Below are 15028 nucleotides of genomic sequence, written 5' to 3'. Positions count from 1 at the left end.
TCCGACGGCACGACGGAGGCCCGTGGCGCACCGCGCCGCGGGCCTCCCCGCGTCCGCGCCCGCCCGGCGTCGCGCCCCGCCACACCGGACGCCCCGGGCCGCCACGCCCCCTTCCCGCGTGACGGCGACTACGCTCGACCTGACGGGGGACCGGGACGGGCGAGCGGAGCGGGCAGGTCGATGAGCGTTAGACGGATCATGGGCACCGAGGTCGAGTACGGCATCTCCGTGCCCGGCCAGGCCGGAGCCAACCCGATGGTCACCTCCTCCCAGGTGGTCAACGCCTACGGGGCGCGGCCGGAACTCAACCGGGGCGGCCGGGCCCGCTGGGACTACGAGGAGGAGTCGCCGCTGCGCGACGCCCGCGGCTTCACCTACTCCGGGGCGGCCTACGACCCGGCCGAGGCGCTCGCCGACGAGGATCTCGGGCTGGCCAACGTCATACTCACCAACGGCGCCCGCCTCTACGTCGACCACGCGCACCCCGAATACTCCACGCCCGAGGTGACCAACCCCCTCGACGTGGTGCGCTGGGACAAGGCCGGTGAGCGGGTGATGGCCGAGGCGTCCAAGCGGGCCGCCACCATCCCGGGCACCCACCCGATCCACCTCTACAAGAACAACACCGACAACAAGGGCGCCAGCTACGGCTCGCACGAGAACTACCTGATGCGGCGGCAGACCCCGTTCGCCGACATCGTGGCGTACCTGACGCCGTTCTTCGTCACCCGGCAGATCGTCTGCGGCGCCGGCCGGGTCGGCATCGGCCAGGACGGCGGCCAGAGCGGCTTCCAGATCTCCCAGCGCGCCGACTTCTTCGAAGTCGAGGTGGGGCTGGAGACCACCCTCAAGCGGCCCATCATCAACACGCGCGACGAGCCGCACGCCGACGCCGACAAGTACCGCCGGCTGCACGTCATCATCGGCGACGCCAACCTCTCCGAGATCTCCACCTACCTGAAGGTCGGCACCACGGCGCTGATCCTCACCATGATCGAGGAGAAGGCGCTCGGCTCCGACCTGGGCATCGCCGACCCGGTCAGCGAGCTGCGCGCGGTCAGCCACGACCCGTCGCTCAAGCACCTCATGCGGCTGCGCGACGGCCGCAAGCTGACCGCGCTGGACGTGCAGTGGGCGTACCTGGAGCGGGTGCGGTCCTTCGTGGACGACCGCTACGGCGCCGACGCCGACGCGCAGACCATCGACGTCCTCGACCGCTGGGAGAGCATGCTGGACCGGCTCGGCCGGGACGCGTTCCTCTGCGCCGACGAGCTGGACTGGGTGGCGAAGCTGCGGCTGCTGGAGGGCTACCGGGAGCGGGAGAAGCTCGGCTGGGGCTCGCACAAGCTCCAGCTGGTCGACCTGCAGTACTCGGACGTGCGCCCGGAGAAGGGCCTCTACCACCGGCTGGTGCAGCGGGGCTCGATGAAGACCCTGCTCACCGACGAGCAGACCCGCTCGGCGATGACCGAGCCGCCGGAGGACACCCGGGCCTACTTCCGTGGCCGCTGCCTCGCCCAGTACGCCTCCGAGGTGGTCGCCGCGAGCTGGGACTCGGTCATCTTCGACGTGGGCCGGGAGTCGCTGGTCCGGGTGCCGATGATGGAGCCGGAGCGGGGCACCCGCAAGCACGTGGGGGCGCTCTTCGACCGCTGCGACACCGCCAAGGATCTGCTGGAGATGCTGACCGGCGGCTGAGCCGGATGCCGGAAGGCCCGTCCCGTGCCGGTTCCCGGCGCGCGACGGGCTTTTCGTCGTCCGCGCGAGGTAAGTTGATCGCAGGATCGTGGAGGAGGCACACCATGGCGACCCAAGAAGGCGGCCAGACCCAGTCCGGCAAGTCGCACGAGGAGGTCGAGGAGGTCACCGCGCAGGCCAACCCCGAGGTTGCCGAGCGGCACGCCGAGATCACCGAGGACGTCGACGACCTGCTCGACGAGATCGACTCCGTCCTGGAGGAGAACGCAGAAGAGTTCGTCCGCGGATATGTCCAGAAGGGCGGTCAGTGAGCGAAATGCCCGTTTCTTCCGGTAATGGGCTCGCTCGCACGAACGACTTTCGTGGTGCCCTGCCGCGACCGGCCGTGACGGGACGGTCCGGCGTTCTACGGTAGGACCCGGCGCGGCGGCCCGCTTCCCGGCGGGGCCGCCGCGGGCGCGGAATCGGGGGAGGCGAAAGCTCGTCCGCCGGACGCCGCGGACCGCGTCGCGCCCGGTCCGGAACATGTGGACCACGATCATCGCGCCGGATGGGTGCGCGGGATACTCTGCTTCAACTGCACCGGTGGTCTTGGCCAGTTCCGTGACAGTCCCGCGAGGCTGGCCAGGGCGATCACGTACCTGAGAGGAACCACGTGGCAGCGGGTTTTGATCCATCCGGGCGTCTTCCAGATGTGTTCACCAACGCGGGGACGTCCTCCTTCACAACGTTCCTGAGCAAGGTGGCTCCCGAGATGCTGCCCGGCCGTCGGCCGCTGCCGCCCGGCATGGCCGCCGACCTGGCGCCGCACGCGACGACCATCGTGGCCATCTCGGCCAGCGGTGGCGTGGTGATGGCCGGCGACCGGCGCGCCACGATGGGCAACCTGATCGCCCAGCGGGACATCGAGAAGGTCCACCCGGCCGACGCGTACTCGCTGGTCGGCATCGCGGGCACCGCGGGCATCGGCATCGAGCTGATGCGACTGTTCCAGGTGGAGCTGGAGCACTACGAGAAGATCGAGGGCGCCATGCTCTCGCTCGACGGCAAGGCCAACCGGCTGGCCTCGATGATCCGAGGGAACCTGGGCGCCGCCATGCAGGGCCTCGCCGTGATCCCGCTCTTCGCCGGCTTCGACCTGGCCGCCGCCGACCCGGCCCGCGCCGGGCGGATCTTCAGCTTCGACGTGACCGGCGGCCCCTACGAGGAGACCGGCTACGACGCGATCGGCTCCGGCTCGCTGTTCGCCAAGTCCGCGCTGAAGAAGCGGTTCCGGGCGGGCCTGTCGATCGACGACGCGACCCGGCTGGCCGTCGAGGCGCTCTACGACGCCGCCGACGACGACACCGCGACCGGTGGCCCGGACCTGACCCGCCGGATCTACCCGGTGGTGATGACCGCGACCGCCGAGGGCACGCACCGGCTCACCGACGCCGAGACGGCGGCGATCGCCGAGGGCGTGGTGTCCGGCCGCATGGAGAACCCGGGCGGCTGACCCCGCTCCCACACCTGAGTCAGCAGTCCGCAGCACAGCGCCCGAAGGAGAACCGCCGCCGTGGCCATGCAGTTCTACGCCTCGCCCGAGCAGATCATGCGCGACCGCTCCGAGCTGGCCCGCAAGGGCATCGCCCGGGGCCGCAGCGCGGTGGTCCTGAGCTACGAGGGCGGGGTGCTCTTCGTCGCGGAGAACCTGTCCAGCACCCTGCACAAGGTCAGTGAGATCTACGACCGGATCGGCTTCGCCGCGGTGGGCCGATACAACGAGTTCGAGAACCTGCGCCGCGCCGGGGTGCGGATGGCCGACCTGAACGGCCTGAGCTACGACCGGCGGGACGTGACCGGGCTGGGCCTGGCGAACGCGTTCGCACAGACGCTGGGCGCGATCTTCACCGAGCAGTCGAAGCCGTTCGAGGTGGAGATCTGCGTCGCCGAGGTGGGCGCCACGCCGGACGACGACTCGCTCTACCGGCTGACCTACGACGGGTCGGTCAACGACGAGCCGGGCCGGATGGCGATGGGCGGCCAGGCCGAGGCGATCACCGGGGTGCTGAAGAACGAGCACCGGCCGGACATGTCGCTGTCGGAGGCGGTCCGGGCGGCCATGAAGGCGCTGAGCAGCGTCGGCGGCGAGGGCGGGGCGGCCCGCACGATCGCGGCGAACCAGCTGGAGGTGGCGGTCCTGGACCGGCGCCGGGTGGGGCGGACGTTCCGGCGGATCACCGGGGCCGCGCTGACCGCGCTGCTGGACGGCGACGCGAGCGCGGACGCCGCGCCGGCGGCCGGGCGGGCGAAGACCCCGACGGTGCCGACCGAGGAGGCGAAGAAGCCGACCACGTCGGCGGGCTCGGCCGACCTGGAGGGTCAGCCGCAGGAGGAGCAGCCCGAGGAGTGACGCCGGGCGGGTGCCGGGTCCCGGGCCCGGCCCCCGTCAGCGGTGCGGCTTCAGGGGCGTCCACCAGGCGCGGTTGGCCCGGTACCAGTCGACGGTGGCGGCCAGCCCGTGGTCGAGGTCGACGGTGGGGGCCCAGCCCAGTTCGCGGCGGGTGGTGGCGCAGTCCAGGGCGTACCGGCGGTCGTGGCCCTTGCGGTCGGCGACCGGCCGGACCCGCTCCCAGCCGGCGCCGCACGCGGCGAGCAGCCGGCCGGTGAGCTCCCGGTTGGTGAGTTCGGCGCCGCCGCCCAGGTGGTAGATGCCGCCGGCCCGGCCGCGGGCCTGGGCAAGCGCGACGCCGTGGCAGTGGTCGTCGACGTGCAGCCAGTCCCGCACGTTGCCGCCGTCGCCGTAGAGGGGCACGTCGTGCCCGTCGAGCAGGTTGGTGACGAACAGCGGGATGATCTTTTCGGGGTACTGGTAGGGCCCGTAGGTGTTGGCGCCGCGGGTGACCACGACGTCGAGGCCGTGGGTGCGGTGGTAGGCCAGCGCGAGCAGGTCGCCGGCTGCCTTGCTGGCCGAGTACGGGGAGCTGGGGTCGAGCGGGGCCTGTTCGGTCCAGGCGCCGGTGGCGATGGAGCCGTACACCTCATCGGTGGAGACCTGGACGAAGCGGCGTACCCCGTGGCGCAGGGCCGCGTCGAGCAGGGTCTGGGTGCCGACCACGTTGGTGGTCACGAAGTCGGCGGCGGCGGCGATGGAGCGGTCCACGTGCGACTCGGCGGCGAAGTGCACGACGGCGTCGTGGTCGGCGACGGTGGCGTCGACCAGGGCGGGGTCGCGGATGTCGCCGCGGACGACCCGCAGCCTCGGGTCGGCGCGGACGGGGTCGAGGGCGCCCTCGGTGGCGGCGTAGGTGTAGGCGTCGAGCACGGTGACGGCGTTTGCCGTGAGGTCCGGCTCGGCGTCGGTGAGCAGCCGCCGGACGTACGCCGAGCCGATGAAGCCGGCGCCGCCGGTGACGAGGATTCTCACGGCTGGGACCGTACCCGGCCGTGGGACGTGCGAACGCGGGGAATGCCCGGCCCGGTGCGGATGAGACCAGTGGGTTGAGCGCTGCCCATCCGGGGCCCCGGGCGGCTAATGTCACATCATGGAGCGGCGAATCTTCGGCCTCGAAACCGAGTACGGCGTCACCTGCACCTATCGCGGGCAACGTCGACTGTCCCCCGACGAGGTCGCGCGGTACCTGTTCCGGCGGGTGGTGTCGTGGGGCCGGTCGAGCAACGTCTTCCTGCGCAACGGAGCCCGCCTCTACCTGGATGTGGGCTCGCACCCCGAGTACGCGACGCCGGAGTGCGACTCGGTGACCGACCTGGTGGCCCACGACCGGGCGGGGGAGCGGATCCTGGAGGGGCTGCTCGTCGACGCGGAGAAGCGGCTGCACGACGAGGGCATCGCGGGCGAGATCTACCTGTTCAAGAACAACACCGACTCGGCCGGCAACTCCTACGGCTGCCACGAGAACTACCTGGTGTCCCGGCACGGCGAGTTCGGCCGGCTGGCCGACGTGCTGATCCCGTTCCTGGTCACCCGCCAGTTGATCTGCGGCGCCGGCAAGGTGCTCCAGACGCCGCGCGGGGCGGTCTACTGCCTGTCGCAGCGGGCCGAGCACATCTGGGAGGGCGTCTCCTCGGCGACCACCCGCAGCCGGCCCATCATCAACACCCGCGACGAGCCGCACGCCGACGCCGAGCGCTACCGGCGGCTGCACGTGATCGTCGGCGACTCGAACATGAACGAGGTCACCACGCTGCTGAAGGTCGGCACGGCCGACATCGTGCTGCGGATGATCGAGGCCGGCGTGGTGATGCGGGACCTGACGCTGGAGAACCCGATCCGCGCGATCCGGGAGGTGTCCCACGACATCACCGGCCGGCGCAAGGTGCGGCTGGCCTCCGGCAAGGAGGTCTCGGCGCTGGACATCCAGCAGGAATACCTGGCGAAGGCGACCGAGTTCGTCGAGCGCCGCGGCGGCGACCAGACCGCGAAGCGGGTGGTGGACCTGTGGGCGCGGGTGCTGCGGGCCGTGGAGACCGGCGACCTGGACCCGGTGGCCCGGGAGATCGACTGGGTGACGAAGCTGCGGCTGATCGAGCGCTACCAGCGCAAGCACGACCTGCCGCTGTCGCACCCGCGGGTGGCGCAGATGGACCTGGCCTACCACGACCTGCGGCGCGGCCGAGGGCTCTACGGGCTGCTGGAGCGGCGCGGCGAGGTGGACCGGGTGGCCACCGACCCGGAGATCTTCGAGGCGAAGGAGACCCCGCCGCAGACCACCCGGGCGCGGCTGCGCGGCGAGTTCATCCGGCACGCCCAGGAGAAGCGGCGGGACTTCACCGTCGACTGGGTGCACCTGAAGCTGAACGACCAGGCGCAGCGCACGGTGCTGTGCAAGGACCCGTTCCGGGCGTACGACGAGCGGGTGGAGCGGCTCATCGCGAGCATGTGACCCGGAGGTGGGCGGCCGGTGCGGCGGCCGCCGGCCCACGGGTACGCTGGCGTCGCGATGAACACTTCCGAACCTGCCGGCCGCCCCGGCCGCGAGAGGTCCGCCGGCCGCGACGGCGGGACCGAGAAGCTCAACTGGGTCGAGCGGCGCCGCGAGAAGATCCGCGCCGAGGTCGAGCGCAACCGCCGCGGCGAGTACGCGGTGCCGACCTGGGTGCTGGCCGCCGCGCTGGTGCTGATCGTGGTTGCCTGGCTGGGGCTGATCTTCTTCGCCGGCTGACCCGGCTGACGGCGCGCCTGCAACGGCAGTTCATGGGCCGGGCAACCGTCGGCGTCGATCCCGCCGAGCTGGCGGCGTACGCCGCGGGGCAGCCGTTGAGCCGCACCCGGCTTCGGGAGCTGCTGGCGCGGCGCTGGCCGGACCGGGACCGCTCCGCCCTGCTGCACTCGGTGCAGTACCTGCTGCCGCTGGTGCACCTGCCGCCGGCCGGCACGTGGGGCGGTCGGGTGGACGGGCCGTGCGGGCCGGCCGAGGGCTGGCTCGGCGCGCCGCTGGACGTGCCGGATCCGGCCGTCCCGGGTCGCCGAGCCGGGGCCTTGACCGCGTCACCGCCCGCATGCTCGTCTATGGCTCACAGGGAAGCCGACACGTGCCGTCGTGTGCTCCCCAGTCGACGACGAGGGAGCGTGACGTGATCGCACACATCGACCTCGGCCTGGACGAGCAGGCCCACCCCGGCATCAACGGGCTGGCCCGCTACCGCCCGGAGACCGCCAAGCCGCTGTTCGACCTCGCCGACACGCTGCTGCACGCCCCGCATCCCACACTGACCGCGGGGGAGCGGGAGCTCATCGCCGCGTACGTGTCGGAGCTGAACGCCTGCACGTTCTGCTGCGCGTCGCACTCGGCGTTCGCCGCGGCCCAGCTGCCCGCGGGGATGCCGCTGGTGGAGCAGGTCCGCCGGGATCTGGACGGCGCACCGGTCGATCCGAAGCTGCGGGCGCTGCTGCGGATCGCCGGGGCGGTGCAGCGCGGCGGCCGGGAGGTCACTGCCGAGCTGGTCGAGGCGGCCCGCGCCGAGGGCGCCACCGACCTGGAGATCCACGACACGGTGCTGATCGCCGCCGCGTTCTGCATGTACAACCGCTACGTCGACGGCCTGGGGACGCTGGCGCCGGCCGACCCGGCGGGCTACACCCGGGCCGCGGAGCACATCGTCGCGCACGGCTACGGGGCGCGCTGAGCGTCAGCCGAGCAGGCGGGCCGCGTGCCGGCCGGCGGCGGCCGCGGCCAGGAAGTAGGCGTGGTCCCCGTCGAGCCCGCGCCCCATCGTCGACAGGCCGACCGGGCTGGCCCGCAGCGCCGCGTCCAGGCCGTCGGTGGGCACGGTGACGATCCGGTGCCGCGCCGCGAGCGGGGCCAGCGCCGCGCCCACCTCCGTCGCGAGAGCGGGGTCCAGGCCGTCCGGCACGACCAGGTCCGCGGGGGCCAGGGCGACCCGGCCGTACGCGGTGAGGCTGTGGTGGGAGACGCCACGGTGCCGGGGGCGGGGGTCGGCCGCGGAGATCCGCAGCGAGCCGACCGGCCGACCGCCGAGCGTGGCGACCGCGTTGACCGCCTCGCCGACGGCCACCCCGGAGAAGCCCCAGCGGGTGCCGGTGCCCAGGTTGCCGGGCCCTTGGGCGACGATCGCGACGTCGGCGCCGAGCACGTGCCGGGCGGCGAGCAGGCCGCTGTGCAGGGTGCTCGCCTCCAGGTCGCCGCCGAACGCCTGGCCCACGCTGACCGTGCCCGCGAGGTGGCCGGCGAGCCCGGCGAGGGTGCGGGAGAACCAGGCCGGCAGCGCCCCGCCGTCGGTGAGCAGGTAGGCCACCCGGGCGTCCGGGGCGTCGGCGTGGACGCCGGCCAGGATCGCCGGCAGCGCGGAGTGCAGGTCGGCGGTCACCACCGGCATCCCGTCGACGGACTCGGCGGCGGCCAGCCGTGCGTGGTGCGGGGAGGCTTCCTCGTCGACGCCCAGCAGGATCGGCTGCAGCGGGGTGTAGCGGGCCTTGACCAGGTGGCCGGCGTCGCGGGTGTCGCCGGCCTGCGGCGGGTCGGCGGGGAGCCGGTCGGGCAGGGCCACGACGAGGGCGTACCCGCCGGTGCCGAGGCCCATCAGCAGGGCGCCGGCGTTGAGCAGCACCCGGTCGCCGGGCTCCGGGTCACCGACCAGGGCCGGGTAGGCCAGGGCGCGCATCCGGGCGCCGTCGGGCAGGTCGACGTCGAGTTCGGCGGCGCCGGCCCACCGCCGCCGTACCGCCGTGACCGTGCCGGACCGCCATCGCACCATGCCGGGCACAGTATCGGCCGGCGACGGGCCCGGATGCGGCCGGGTCGCCGGCACGCCGGTCAGGGCACCCCGCCCGGCTCCTGGTCCACGGCCCGCTCGTCCTCGTCCTGGGTGGTCCGGGCCCGGTGCCCGTCGCTGCCGCGCCTCGACCGGGTCGGGTCGAGGAAGACGTACCCGATCTCCGGGAACCTGTCGGTGAGCCGCCGCTCGGCCTCGTCGGCGGCGGCCTCGATGTCCGCGCCGGTGGCGTCGTTCTGGAAGTCGACCTTGGCGGCGACCAGGATGTCCTCCGGGCCGAGGAACATGGTCATGAGGGTGTCGATCCGGTCCACCGCGGGCAGCCCGGCCAGCTCGTGCTCGATCTGCCGGTGCACCCGGTCGGACACGGCCCGGCCGACCAGCAGCGAGATGTTGCTGCGGGCCAGGATGCCGGCGACCACCAGCAGCAGCACGCCGATGAGGATCGAGGCGACGCCGTCGTAGATCTCCTCGCCGGTGAGGTGCGACAGCGTGAGCCCGACGGCGGCGAGCAGCAGGCCGATCAGCGCGGCGCTGTCCTCCAGGAAGACCGCCTTGACCGTGGTGTCGGCGGTCAGCCGCAGGTAGCGGCGCGGGGTGGCCCGCCAGCGCCGGGACTCGTTGCGGACCTGCCGGACCGCCCGGGCCAGCGAGACCGACTCGATGGCGAAGGAGACCGCCAGCACGACGTACGAGGCCAGGTAGTGGCCGGTGTGCTCGTGCACGAGGATCGTGGTGACGCCGTGGGTGATGGCGAAGCCGGCGCCGACCACGAACGTGAACAGCGCGGCGAGGAAGGCCCAGACGTAGCTCTCCTTGCCGTACCCGAAGGGGTGCCGGGTGTCGGCGGGCCGCGCCCCGCGGCGCAGCGCCATGTAGAGCAGGACCTCGGTGGTGGTGTCGGCGACCGAGTGGGCGGCCTCGGAGAGCATCGCCGCGGAGCCGGAGAGCAGGCCCGCGATCAGCTTGGCGATCGCGATGGCGAGGTTCGCCGCGCCGGCCACCACGACCGTGCCGACACTCTCGCTCTTGGCCTCCGTCCCCGCCATGCGATCCACCCTATGGCCGTCATCGGGCCTCCGCGCGACGAGCGAGGCGGGCCCGGGGCGGTGTGGTGTGGATCGCCTCCGCGGCGGGACTCCCGCGCGCCGCGCCCGCGCGGGTGCGCGCCGCGGACGTGCGGGCTGCTAGCGTTTCCCACGTGTCGCGGACCCGTACCGAACGCCTGGTCAACCTGGTGATCTGCCTGCTGTCCACGCGACGGTTCCTGACCGCCGCGCAGATCGCCGCGACCGTGCCCGGCTACGAGCACGATCCGGACGACGCCAAGGACCACGAGGCGTTCCAGCGCAAGTTCGAGCGGGACAAGGCCGAGCTGCGGGAGCTCGGGGTGCCGCTGGAGACCGGCACGGCCAGCGTGTTCGACGCCGAGCCGGGCTACCGGATCGCGCCCCGCGAGTACGCGCTGCCCGACATCCCGCTCGAACCGGACGAGGCCGCCGCCGTGGGCATCGCGGCCCGGCTGTGGCAGCACGCCGGCCTGGCCGCCGCCGCCTCCTCCGGGCTGGCGAAGCTGCGCGCCGCCGGCATCGACGTGGACCCGCAGGCCACGCTGGGCCTGGAGCCGATGGTCACGGTCGACCCGGCGTTCGCGCCGCTGACCGCCGCCGCGCGCGACCGGCGCGAGGTCAACTTCGACTACCGGGTGCCCGACCGGGACGCACCGACCCGCCGCCGCGTGCAGCCGTGGGGCGTGGTCTGCTGGCGCGGCCGCTGGTACGTGGTCGGCCACGACCTGGACCGGGCGGCGACCCGCTGCTTCCGGCTCTCCCGCGTGGTGGGCGCGGTCCGGGTGACCGGGCAGCCCGGGGCGTACGAGCCGCCCGTCGGGGTGGACCTGATCAGTCACGTGGCCCGCTGGTCCGGGCCGGTGGAGCGGACCGGCCGGGCCACTGTGCTGGTCGCCGCCGGCCGCGCCGCGGGGCTGCGCCGCTGGGCGGTGGAGACCCACGCCGGGCCGGACGGCGACCGCCTCGTCCTGCCCTACGCCGACGCCGACTACCTGGCCGGCCACATCGTCGGCTACGGCCCGGACGTGCGGGTGCTGGAGCCGCCGGAGGTCCGCGAGGCGGTCATCCAGCGGCTCAAGGAGATCGCGACCCGGCACGACGACCTGGCCGTGACGGGGGGTGCCCGGTGACCCGCCCGGCGGCCCGGGGCGGCCGCGCGTCGGCGGACCGGCTGGCCCGGCTGCTCAACCTGGTGCCCTACCTGCTGGCCCGCCCCGGCATCGAGATCGCCGAGGCGGCGCACGACCTCGGGGTGACCGAGAAGCAGCTCCGCGAGGACCTGGAGCTGCTCTGGGTGTGCGGGCTGCCCGGTTACGGCCCCGGTGACCTGATCGACATGGCGTTCGACGGCGACCGGGTGACCATCACCTACGACGCCGGCATCGACCGCCCGCTGCGGCTCACCCCCGACGAGGCCCTGGCCCTGGTGGTGGCGCTGCGGATGCTGGCCGAGACGCCCGGGGTGGCCAACCGCGAGGCGGTCGAGCGGGCCCTCGCCAAGATCGAGAGCGCGGCCGGTGACCTGGCCGGCGCCCCGGTCGAGGTGCGGCTGCCCGGCGACACGGCCCGGGTCCGCGAGCTGCGCGCCGCCGTGGAGCGCGGCCGCGCGCTGCGGATCACCTACTACACGGCCGCCCGGGACGAGACGACCGAGCGCACCATCGACCCGCTGCGGATGCTGATGGTCGGCGGCCGGGCGTACGTGGAGGCGTGGTGCCGCCGGGCCGAGGCGGTCCGGCTGTTCCGGGCCGACCGGATCGACGCGGTCACCGAGCTGGCCGAGCAGGCGGTGGTCCCGCCGCAGGCCCGCCCGCACGATCTCAGCGACGGGGTGTTCCGTCCCTCGCCGGACCTGCCGCTGATCACCCTGCGGATCGGCCGGGGCGAGCGGTGGATCACCGAGTACTACCCGTGCGAGCGGGTCGAGGCCGACGGCGAGCAGTGGCTGGTGTCGCTGCGGGTCACCGACCTGGGCTGGGCCCGCCGGTTCGTGCTCGGGCTCGGGCCGGACGTGACGGTGGTCGCGCCGACCGAGCTGGCCGAGCAGGTGCGGGCCCAGGCGGCCGCCGCGCTCGACGCGTACGCCACTCCGGTCGACCGCGCCGACCCGGCGGTGGCCGGCGTCACCCAGTAGGCTGACCGCCGTGGTGACGTGGATCGTGCTCGGGGTCGTGCTGTTCGCGCTGGTGGTGCTGGCCCTGGCGGTCCGGCCGGTGCTGGCCCGGCTGCCCCGGCTGCGCCGGACGGCGGTGGCCCTGCAGCGGCGCCAGGCCGAGGCGGAGTCGCTGCGCTCCGCCGCCGAGGAGCTGCAGGCGCGGGCCGAGTCGCTCCAGGAGCGGGTGGGCGTGGCGCAGGAGCGGATCGCGTTGATCAAGGCCAGCCGCGGGAAGTGATCGACGGCGGTCGGTCCGCTGCTCGGTAGCTGCGCGTTCGCGGCCGGATCCGCGCACGATTGCGCCCCCGTGGGTGGTTGACGGGACACTCCGGGTTGGCCGAGACTTCACCGACCAGGCCCGCAACCGGGGGCCCGGCAGGGTGGCAACCGTCTTCGACGCACGTACGATGGGCTCCGACCACCCTCACCGACACAGAGCGACTGGAGCTTCCCATGGGTGCCCTCAAGCCGTGGCACATCGCCGTACTCGTGGTCGTGCTGATCCTGCTCTTCGGCGCGAAGCGGCTCCCCGACGCGGCCCGCTCGCTGGGCCGTTCGCTGCGGATCATCAAGGCCGAGACCAAGAGCCTGCACGACGACGACCGTGACCTGGCCGAGAAGGCCGACGCGCAGGCCGGCTACCAGCCGCTCGCGCCGCAGCAGCAGGTCGCGCAGCCGCAGCAGCAGCAGTTCGCCCCGCAGCCGCAGCAGCCGGTCGCCCCGCCGGTCGACCCGGTGCAGCGCGTCCGCGAGAACTGATCCGAAAGGGCCCCACCACCGTGGCCTTCGGGTTGAAGAAGCGCGGCCCGAGCACGTTCGAGCGGGCCGCCGACGGCTCGATGACGCTCATCGAGCACTTCCGGGAACTGCGTAACCGGCTGTTCCGCGCGTCGCTGGCGATCCTGGTCGGCTTCGGGGTCGGCGTCTGGCTCTCCGGCCGGGTCCTGCACGTGCTGCAGATGCCCTACTGCAACCTGCCGAAGGCGCGGCTCGCCAACGGCGACTGCAACTTCGTCCAGCTCGGCCCGGCCGACCTGTTCCTGTTGCAGATGAAGGTCGCTCTCTGGGTCGGCCTGATCATCGCGGCGCCGATCTGGCTCTACCAGCTCTGGGCGTTCATCGCCCCGGGCCTGCACCGGCACGAGCGGCGCTACGCCTACTTCTTCACCGCCCTGGCCGCGCCGCTGTTCGCGGCCGGCGCGGTGCTGGCGTTCTTCGTCACGTCCAAGGGCCTGGAGTTCCTGCTCAACGTCTCCGGTGGCGGCGACGTCACCACGACGCTGGACATCACCCGCTACATCGGCTTCGTCACGAACCTGATCCTGCTGTTCGGGGTGGCGTTCGAGTTCCCGCTCATCGTGCTGATGCTCAACTTCGTCGGGCTGGCCAGCGCCAAGCGCCTGCTGGGCTGGTGGCGGGTCGCGATCTTCGTGTTCTTCGCGTTCTCCGCGGTGGTCACGCCGACGCCCGACCCGTTCGGCATGACGGCGCTGGCGTTCTGCCTCTCCGCGCTCTACTTCGGCGCGGTGGCGGTGGCGTTCATCAACGACAAGCGGCGGGGGCGCGGCCGGGAGATCTACGCCGACGTGCCCGACGATGAGGTCTCGCCGCTGGACCTGTCCGTCGAACCGGTCGGGGCCGCCGGTGGGGTCGAGACGACCGCACCGGTCGGGCCGCCCGAGCCGGTCGCCGCCCCGGCGCCGATCGAGCGCCGCTACGACGACATGACCTGACCGGTCCACCCGAGCACCTGACGCGAACGCCGTCCCCCGCACCCGGGGGCGGCGTTCGTGCACCTGGGGCGGTCAGAGCTGGGCCAGCAGCCGGTCCAGCGGGGCGGGCGTGCGGGCCGGGTCGAGGGCGTCGGCGAGCAGGGTCGCGTACCGGCTCTTGCGGCCGGACCGGGTGCCGATGAAGCGGCGAAGCTGACCGGCGAGCGGCCGCTTCTGCTGGGCGGGCTGCCGCTGGAAGCGCCGCAGCGACCGCAGGTCCCCAGCGGCCTCCACGAGCTCCTCGACCCGCGGCGTCCCGAGCGCCCGGATCAGCTCGTCCTCCAGGTCGGCGCGGCAGGCGTGGAAGCCGAGCCGGGCGATCCCGGCGGAGGACAGGTCGGTGCCGCGGGACGCCAGGACCCGCCGCACGTACCCCTCCTCGCCCGCGTCGTAGAGGCCGGCGACCCGGCGGTCGGCGAACAGGTCGAGGAAGTGCCGGAGGTTGGTCACGCCGCCCATCGGCACCACGGCCACCCCGGCGAGGGTGTGGCCCTGCCGGCGCGCGACCGCCTCGATGGCGCACCGGTCGCTGGCCCCCTCGACCAGCACCACCGTGCCGGCGGCCAGGTCCGCCGCGTCGGCCAGGGAGCTGCGCAGGTCCACGCCGCCACCCTGCCCGGCCGCGCCGCGGGCGGCAAGCGGGTTTGCCGGACAGCGGTCGGCTCCGGTGGCTCGGCATACTGGCGGCCGTGACCGACAACGACCGGGCCGGGCGTCCCGACCTGCCCTCTGCGCTGCGCTTCCTGACCGAACTGGTTGCCTGGGTCGCCGCCCCGTGGGCTCTCGCCCGGCACTCCGTGGTGCTGGCGGTCGCCTCGGTGGTGCTGCTGATCGGCCTGCCCACCGTGTTCGCCACCCCCGGCGACAAGCGGCAGGTCATCGTGCCGGTGTCCGGGCCGGTCACCGTCGCCTTGGTGCTGCTGCAACTGGTCGCCGCCACGCTCGGGGCCTGGGCGGCCTGGCCGCGGCCGGTCGCGGTCGCGGTGACCCTGCTGGCGGCGGCCACCGTGGTGACCGAGCTGCCCCGCTGGCGCCGGCTCGCCCCGCTCGGTCGGGACGGCCAACCGGCCCGCCGCGCCGCCTGAGCCGGACCGACGTGC

Annotated in this window: 19 protein-coding genes; 15 read left to right on the top strand and 4 right to left on the bottom strand. The window is 73.6% G+C overall.

Annotated elements, in window-relative coordinates:
• Nucleotides 1-180: 180 nt before the first annotated feature.
• The 5 genes from dop (at nucleotide 181) to prcA (ending at nucleotide 4090) form a co-directional block, all read left to right on the top strand.
• On the top strand, nucleotides 181-1698 hold the full coding sequence (gene dop, locus RMN56_RS31335; protein ID WP_376787249.1) for a depupylase/deamidase Dop: 1518 nt from the start codon (nucleotides 181-183) through the stop codon (nucleotides 1696-1698).
• A 104-nt stretch (nucleotides 1699-1802) separates the two neighbouring features.
• A complete protein-coding gene (locus RMN56_RS31330) occupies nucleotides 1803-2009 on the top strand; it encodes a ubiquitin-like protein Pup (RefSeq protein ID WP_073836803.1) in 207 nt (68 codons plus the stop codon).
• A 216-nt stretch (nucleotides 2010-2225) separates the two neighbouring features.
• Nucleotides 2226-2435, top strand: coding sequence for an endonuclease domain-containing protein (locus RMN56_RS32835; protein ID WP_376787248.1), 210 nt, complete (start codon nucleotides 2226-2228; stop codon nucleotides 2433-2435).
• Nucleotides 2354-3193 (top strand): proteasome subunit beta, encoded by an 840-nt coding sequence (gene prcB / locus RMN56_RS31320; protein WP_313721478.1) that lies wholly within the window; start codon nucleotides 2354-2356, stop codon nucleotides 3191-3193. Before RMN56_RS32835 ends, prcB begins: the two co-directional genes overlap by 82 nt.
• Before the next feature lie 60 nt (nucleotides 3194-3253).
• Entirely contained in the window at nucleotides 3254-4090 is an 837-nt protein-coding gene (gene prcA / locus RMN56_RS31315; protein ID WP_262286117.1) for a proteasome subunit alpha, read from the top strand.
• A gap of 36 nt (nucleotides 4091-4126) precedes the next feature.
• On the opposite strand, the gene rfbB is transcribed toward prcA, so the two are convergent.
• Complete coding sequence (gene rfbB, locus RMN56_RS31310) at nucleotides 4127-5104, bottom strand: dTDP-glucose 4,6-dehydratase (protein WP_313721477.1); 978 nt, start codon at nucleotides 5102-5104, stop codon at nucleotides 4127-4129.
• A 118-nt stretch (nucleotides 5105-5222) separates the two neighbouring features.
• On the opposite strand from rfbB, the gene pafA reads away from it, so the two are divergent.
• Genes pafA through RMN56_RS31290 form a run of 4 tightly spaced genes read left to right on the top strand, consistent with a single transcriptional unit; the run spans nucleotide 5223 to nucleotide 7824 of the window.
• Entirely contained in the window at nucleotides 5223-6581 is a 1359-nt protein-coding gene (pafA, locus tag RMN56_RS31305) for a Pup--protein ligase (RefSeq protein WP_313721476.1), read from the top strand.
• A gap of 57 nt (nucleotides 6582-6638) precedes the next feature.
• The gene (locus tag RMN56_RS31300; RefSeq protein WP_313721475.1) at nucleotides 6639-6860 is read left to right on the top strand and encodes a hypothetical protein; all 222 of its coding nucleotides are present in this window, start codon (nucleotides 6639-6641) and stop codon (nucleotides 6858-6860) included.
• 32 nt (nucleotides 6861-6892) lie between these two features.
• On the top strand, nucleotides 6893-7276 hold the full coding sequence (locus RMN56_RS31295) for a DNA glycosylase AlkZ-like family protein (RefSeq protein WP_313721474.1): 384 nt from the start codon (nucleotides 6893-6895) through the stop codon (nucleotides 7274-7276).
• Complete coding sequence (locus RMN56_RS31290; RefSeq protein WP_313724902.1) at nucleotides 7276-7824, top strand: carboxymuconolactone decarboxylase family protein; 549 nt, start codon at nucleotides 7276-7278, stop codon at nucleotides 7822-7824. Before RMN56_RS31295 ends, RMN56_RS31290 begins: the two co-directional genes overlap by 1 nt.
• A 3-nt stretch (nucleotides 7825-7827) precedes the next feature.
• Here RMN56_RS31290 and RMN56_RS31285 read toward each other — a convergent pair whose 3' ends face one another.
• Together RMN56_RS31285 and RMN56_RS31280 are read right to left on the bottom strand one after the other, a co-directional pair.
• The gene (locus RMN56_RS31285; RefSeq protein WP_313721473.1) at nucleotides 7828-8913 is read right to left on the bottom strand and encodes a DUF3866 family protein; all 1086 of its coding nucleotides are present in this window, start codon (nucleotides 8911-8913) and stop codon (nucleotides 7828-7830) included.
• Nucleotides 8914-8972: 59 nt separating this feature from the next.
• Nucleotides 8973-9980: a cation diffusion facilitator family transporter gene (locus RMN56_RS31280; protein ID WP_313721472.1), complete on the bottom strand. Its 1008-nt coding sequence runs from the start codon at nucleotides 9978-9980 to the stop codon at nucleotides 8973-8975.
• A gap of 152 nt (nucleotides 9981-10132) precedes the next feature.
• On the opposite strand from RMN56_RS31280, the gene RMN56_RS31275 reads away from it, so the two are divergent.
• The 5 genes from RMN56_RS31275 to tatC all read left to right on the top strand — a co-directional run bounded on the left by RMN56_RS31275 (nucleotide 10133) and on the right by tatC (nucleotide 13889).
• Entirely contained in the window at nucleotides 10133-11131 is a 999-nt protein-coding gene (locus tag RMN56_RS31275) for a helix-turn-helix transcriptional regulator (protein WP_313721471.1), read from the top strand.
• A complete protein-coding gene (locus tag RMN56_RS31270; RefSeq protein ID WP_262286109.1) occupies nucleotides 11128-12135 on the top strand; it encodes a helix-turn-helix transcriptional regulator in 1008 nt (335 codons plus the stop codon). Before RMN56_RS31275 ends, RMN56_RS31270 begins: the two co-directional genes overlap by 4 nt.
• 10 nt (nucleotides 12136-12145) lie before the next feature.
• Entirely contained in the window at nucleotides 12146-12394 is a 249-nt protein-coding gene (locus RMN56_RS31265; protein ID WP_313721470.1) for a hypothetical protein, read from the top strand.
• Nucleotides 12395-12609: 215 nt separating this feature from the next.
• The gene (gene tatA / locus RMN56_RS31260; protein WP_313721469.1) at nucleotides 12610-12915 is read left to right on the top strand and encodes a Sec-independent protein translocase subunit TatA; all 306 of its coding nucleotides are present in this window, start codon (nucleotides 12610-12612) and stop codon (nucleotides 12913-12915) included.
• A 20-nt stretch (nucleotides 12916-12935) separates the two neighbouring features.
• Nucleotides 12936-13889 carry a twin-arginine translocase subunit TatC gene (gene tatC / locus RMN56_RS31255; RefSeq protein WP_313721468.1) on the top strand — a complete coding sequence of 318 codons (954 nt, stop codon included), beginning with the start codon at nucleotides 12936-12938 and terminating at the stop codon, nucleotides 13887-13889.
• A gap of 72 nt (nucleotides 13890-13961) precedes the next feature.
• Here the strand turns inward: tatC and RMN56_RS31250 are convergent, their stop codons facing one another.
• Nucleotides 13962-14531: a TOPRIM nucleotidyl transferase/hydrolase domain-containing protein gene (locus RMN56_RS31250; protein ID WP_313721467.1), complete on the bottom strand. Its 570-nt coding sequence runs from the start codon at nucleotides 14529-14531 to the stop codon at nucleotides 13962-13964.
• Between the two features lie 86 nt (nucleotides 14532-14617).
• On the opposite strand from RMN56_RS31250, the gene RMN56_RS31245 reads away from it, so the two are divergent.
• Entirely contained in the window at nucleotides 14618-15013 is a 396-nt protein-coding gene (locus RMN56_RS31245; RefSeq protein ID WP_313721466.1) for a hypothetical protein, read from the top strand.
• The last annotated feature ends 15 nt before the right edge of the window (nucleotides 15014-15028 follow it).

It is taken from the genome of Micromonospora halotolerans, assembly GCF_032108445.1.
Lineage (GTDB): Bacteria > Actinomycetota > Actinomycetes > Mycobacteriales > Micromonosporaceae > Micromonospora > Micromonospora halotolerans.
The sequence above is the reverse complement of the archived record's forward strand: the minus strand, read 5'-3'. Positions and strand labels throughout refer to the sequence as shown.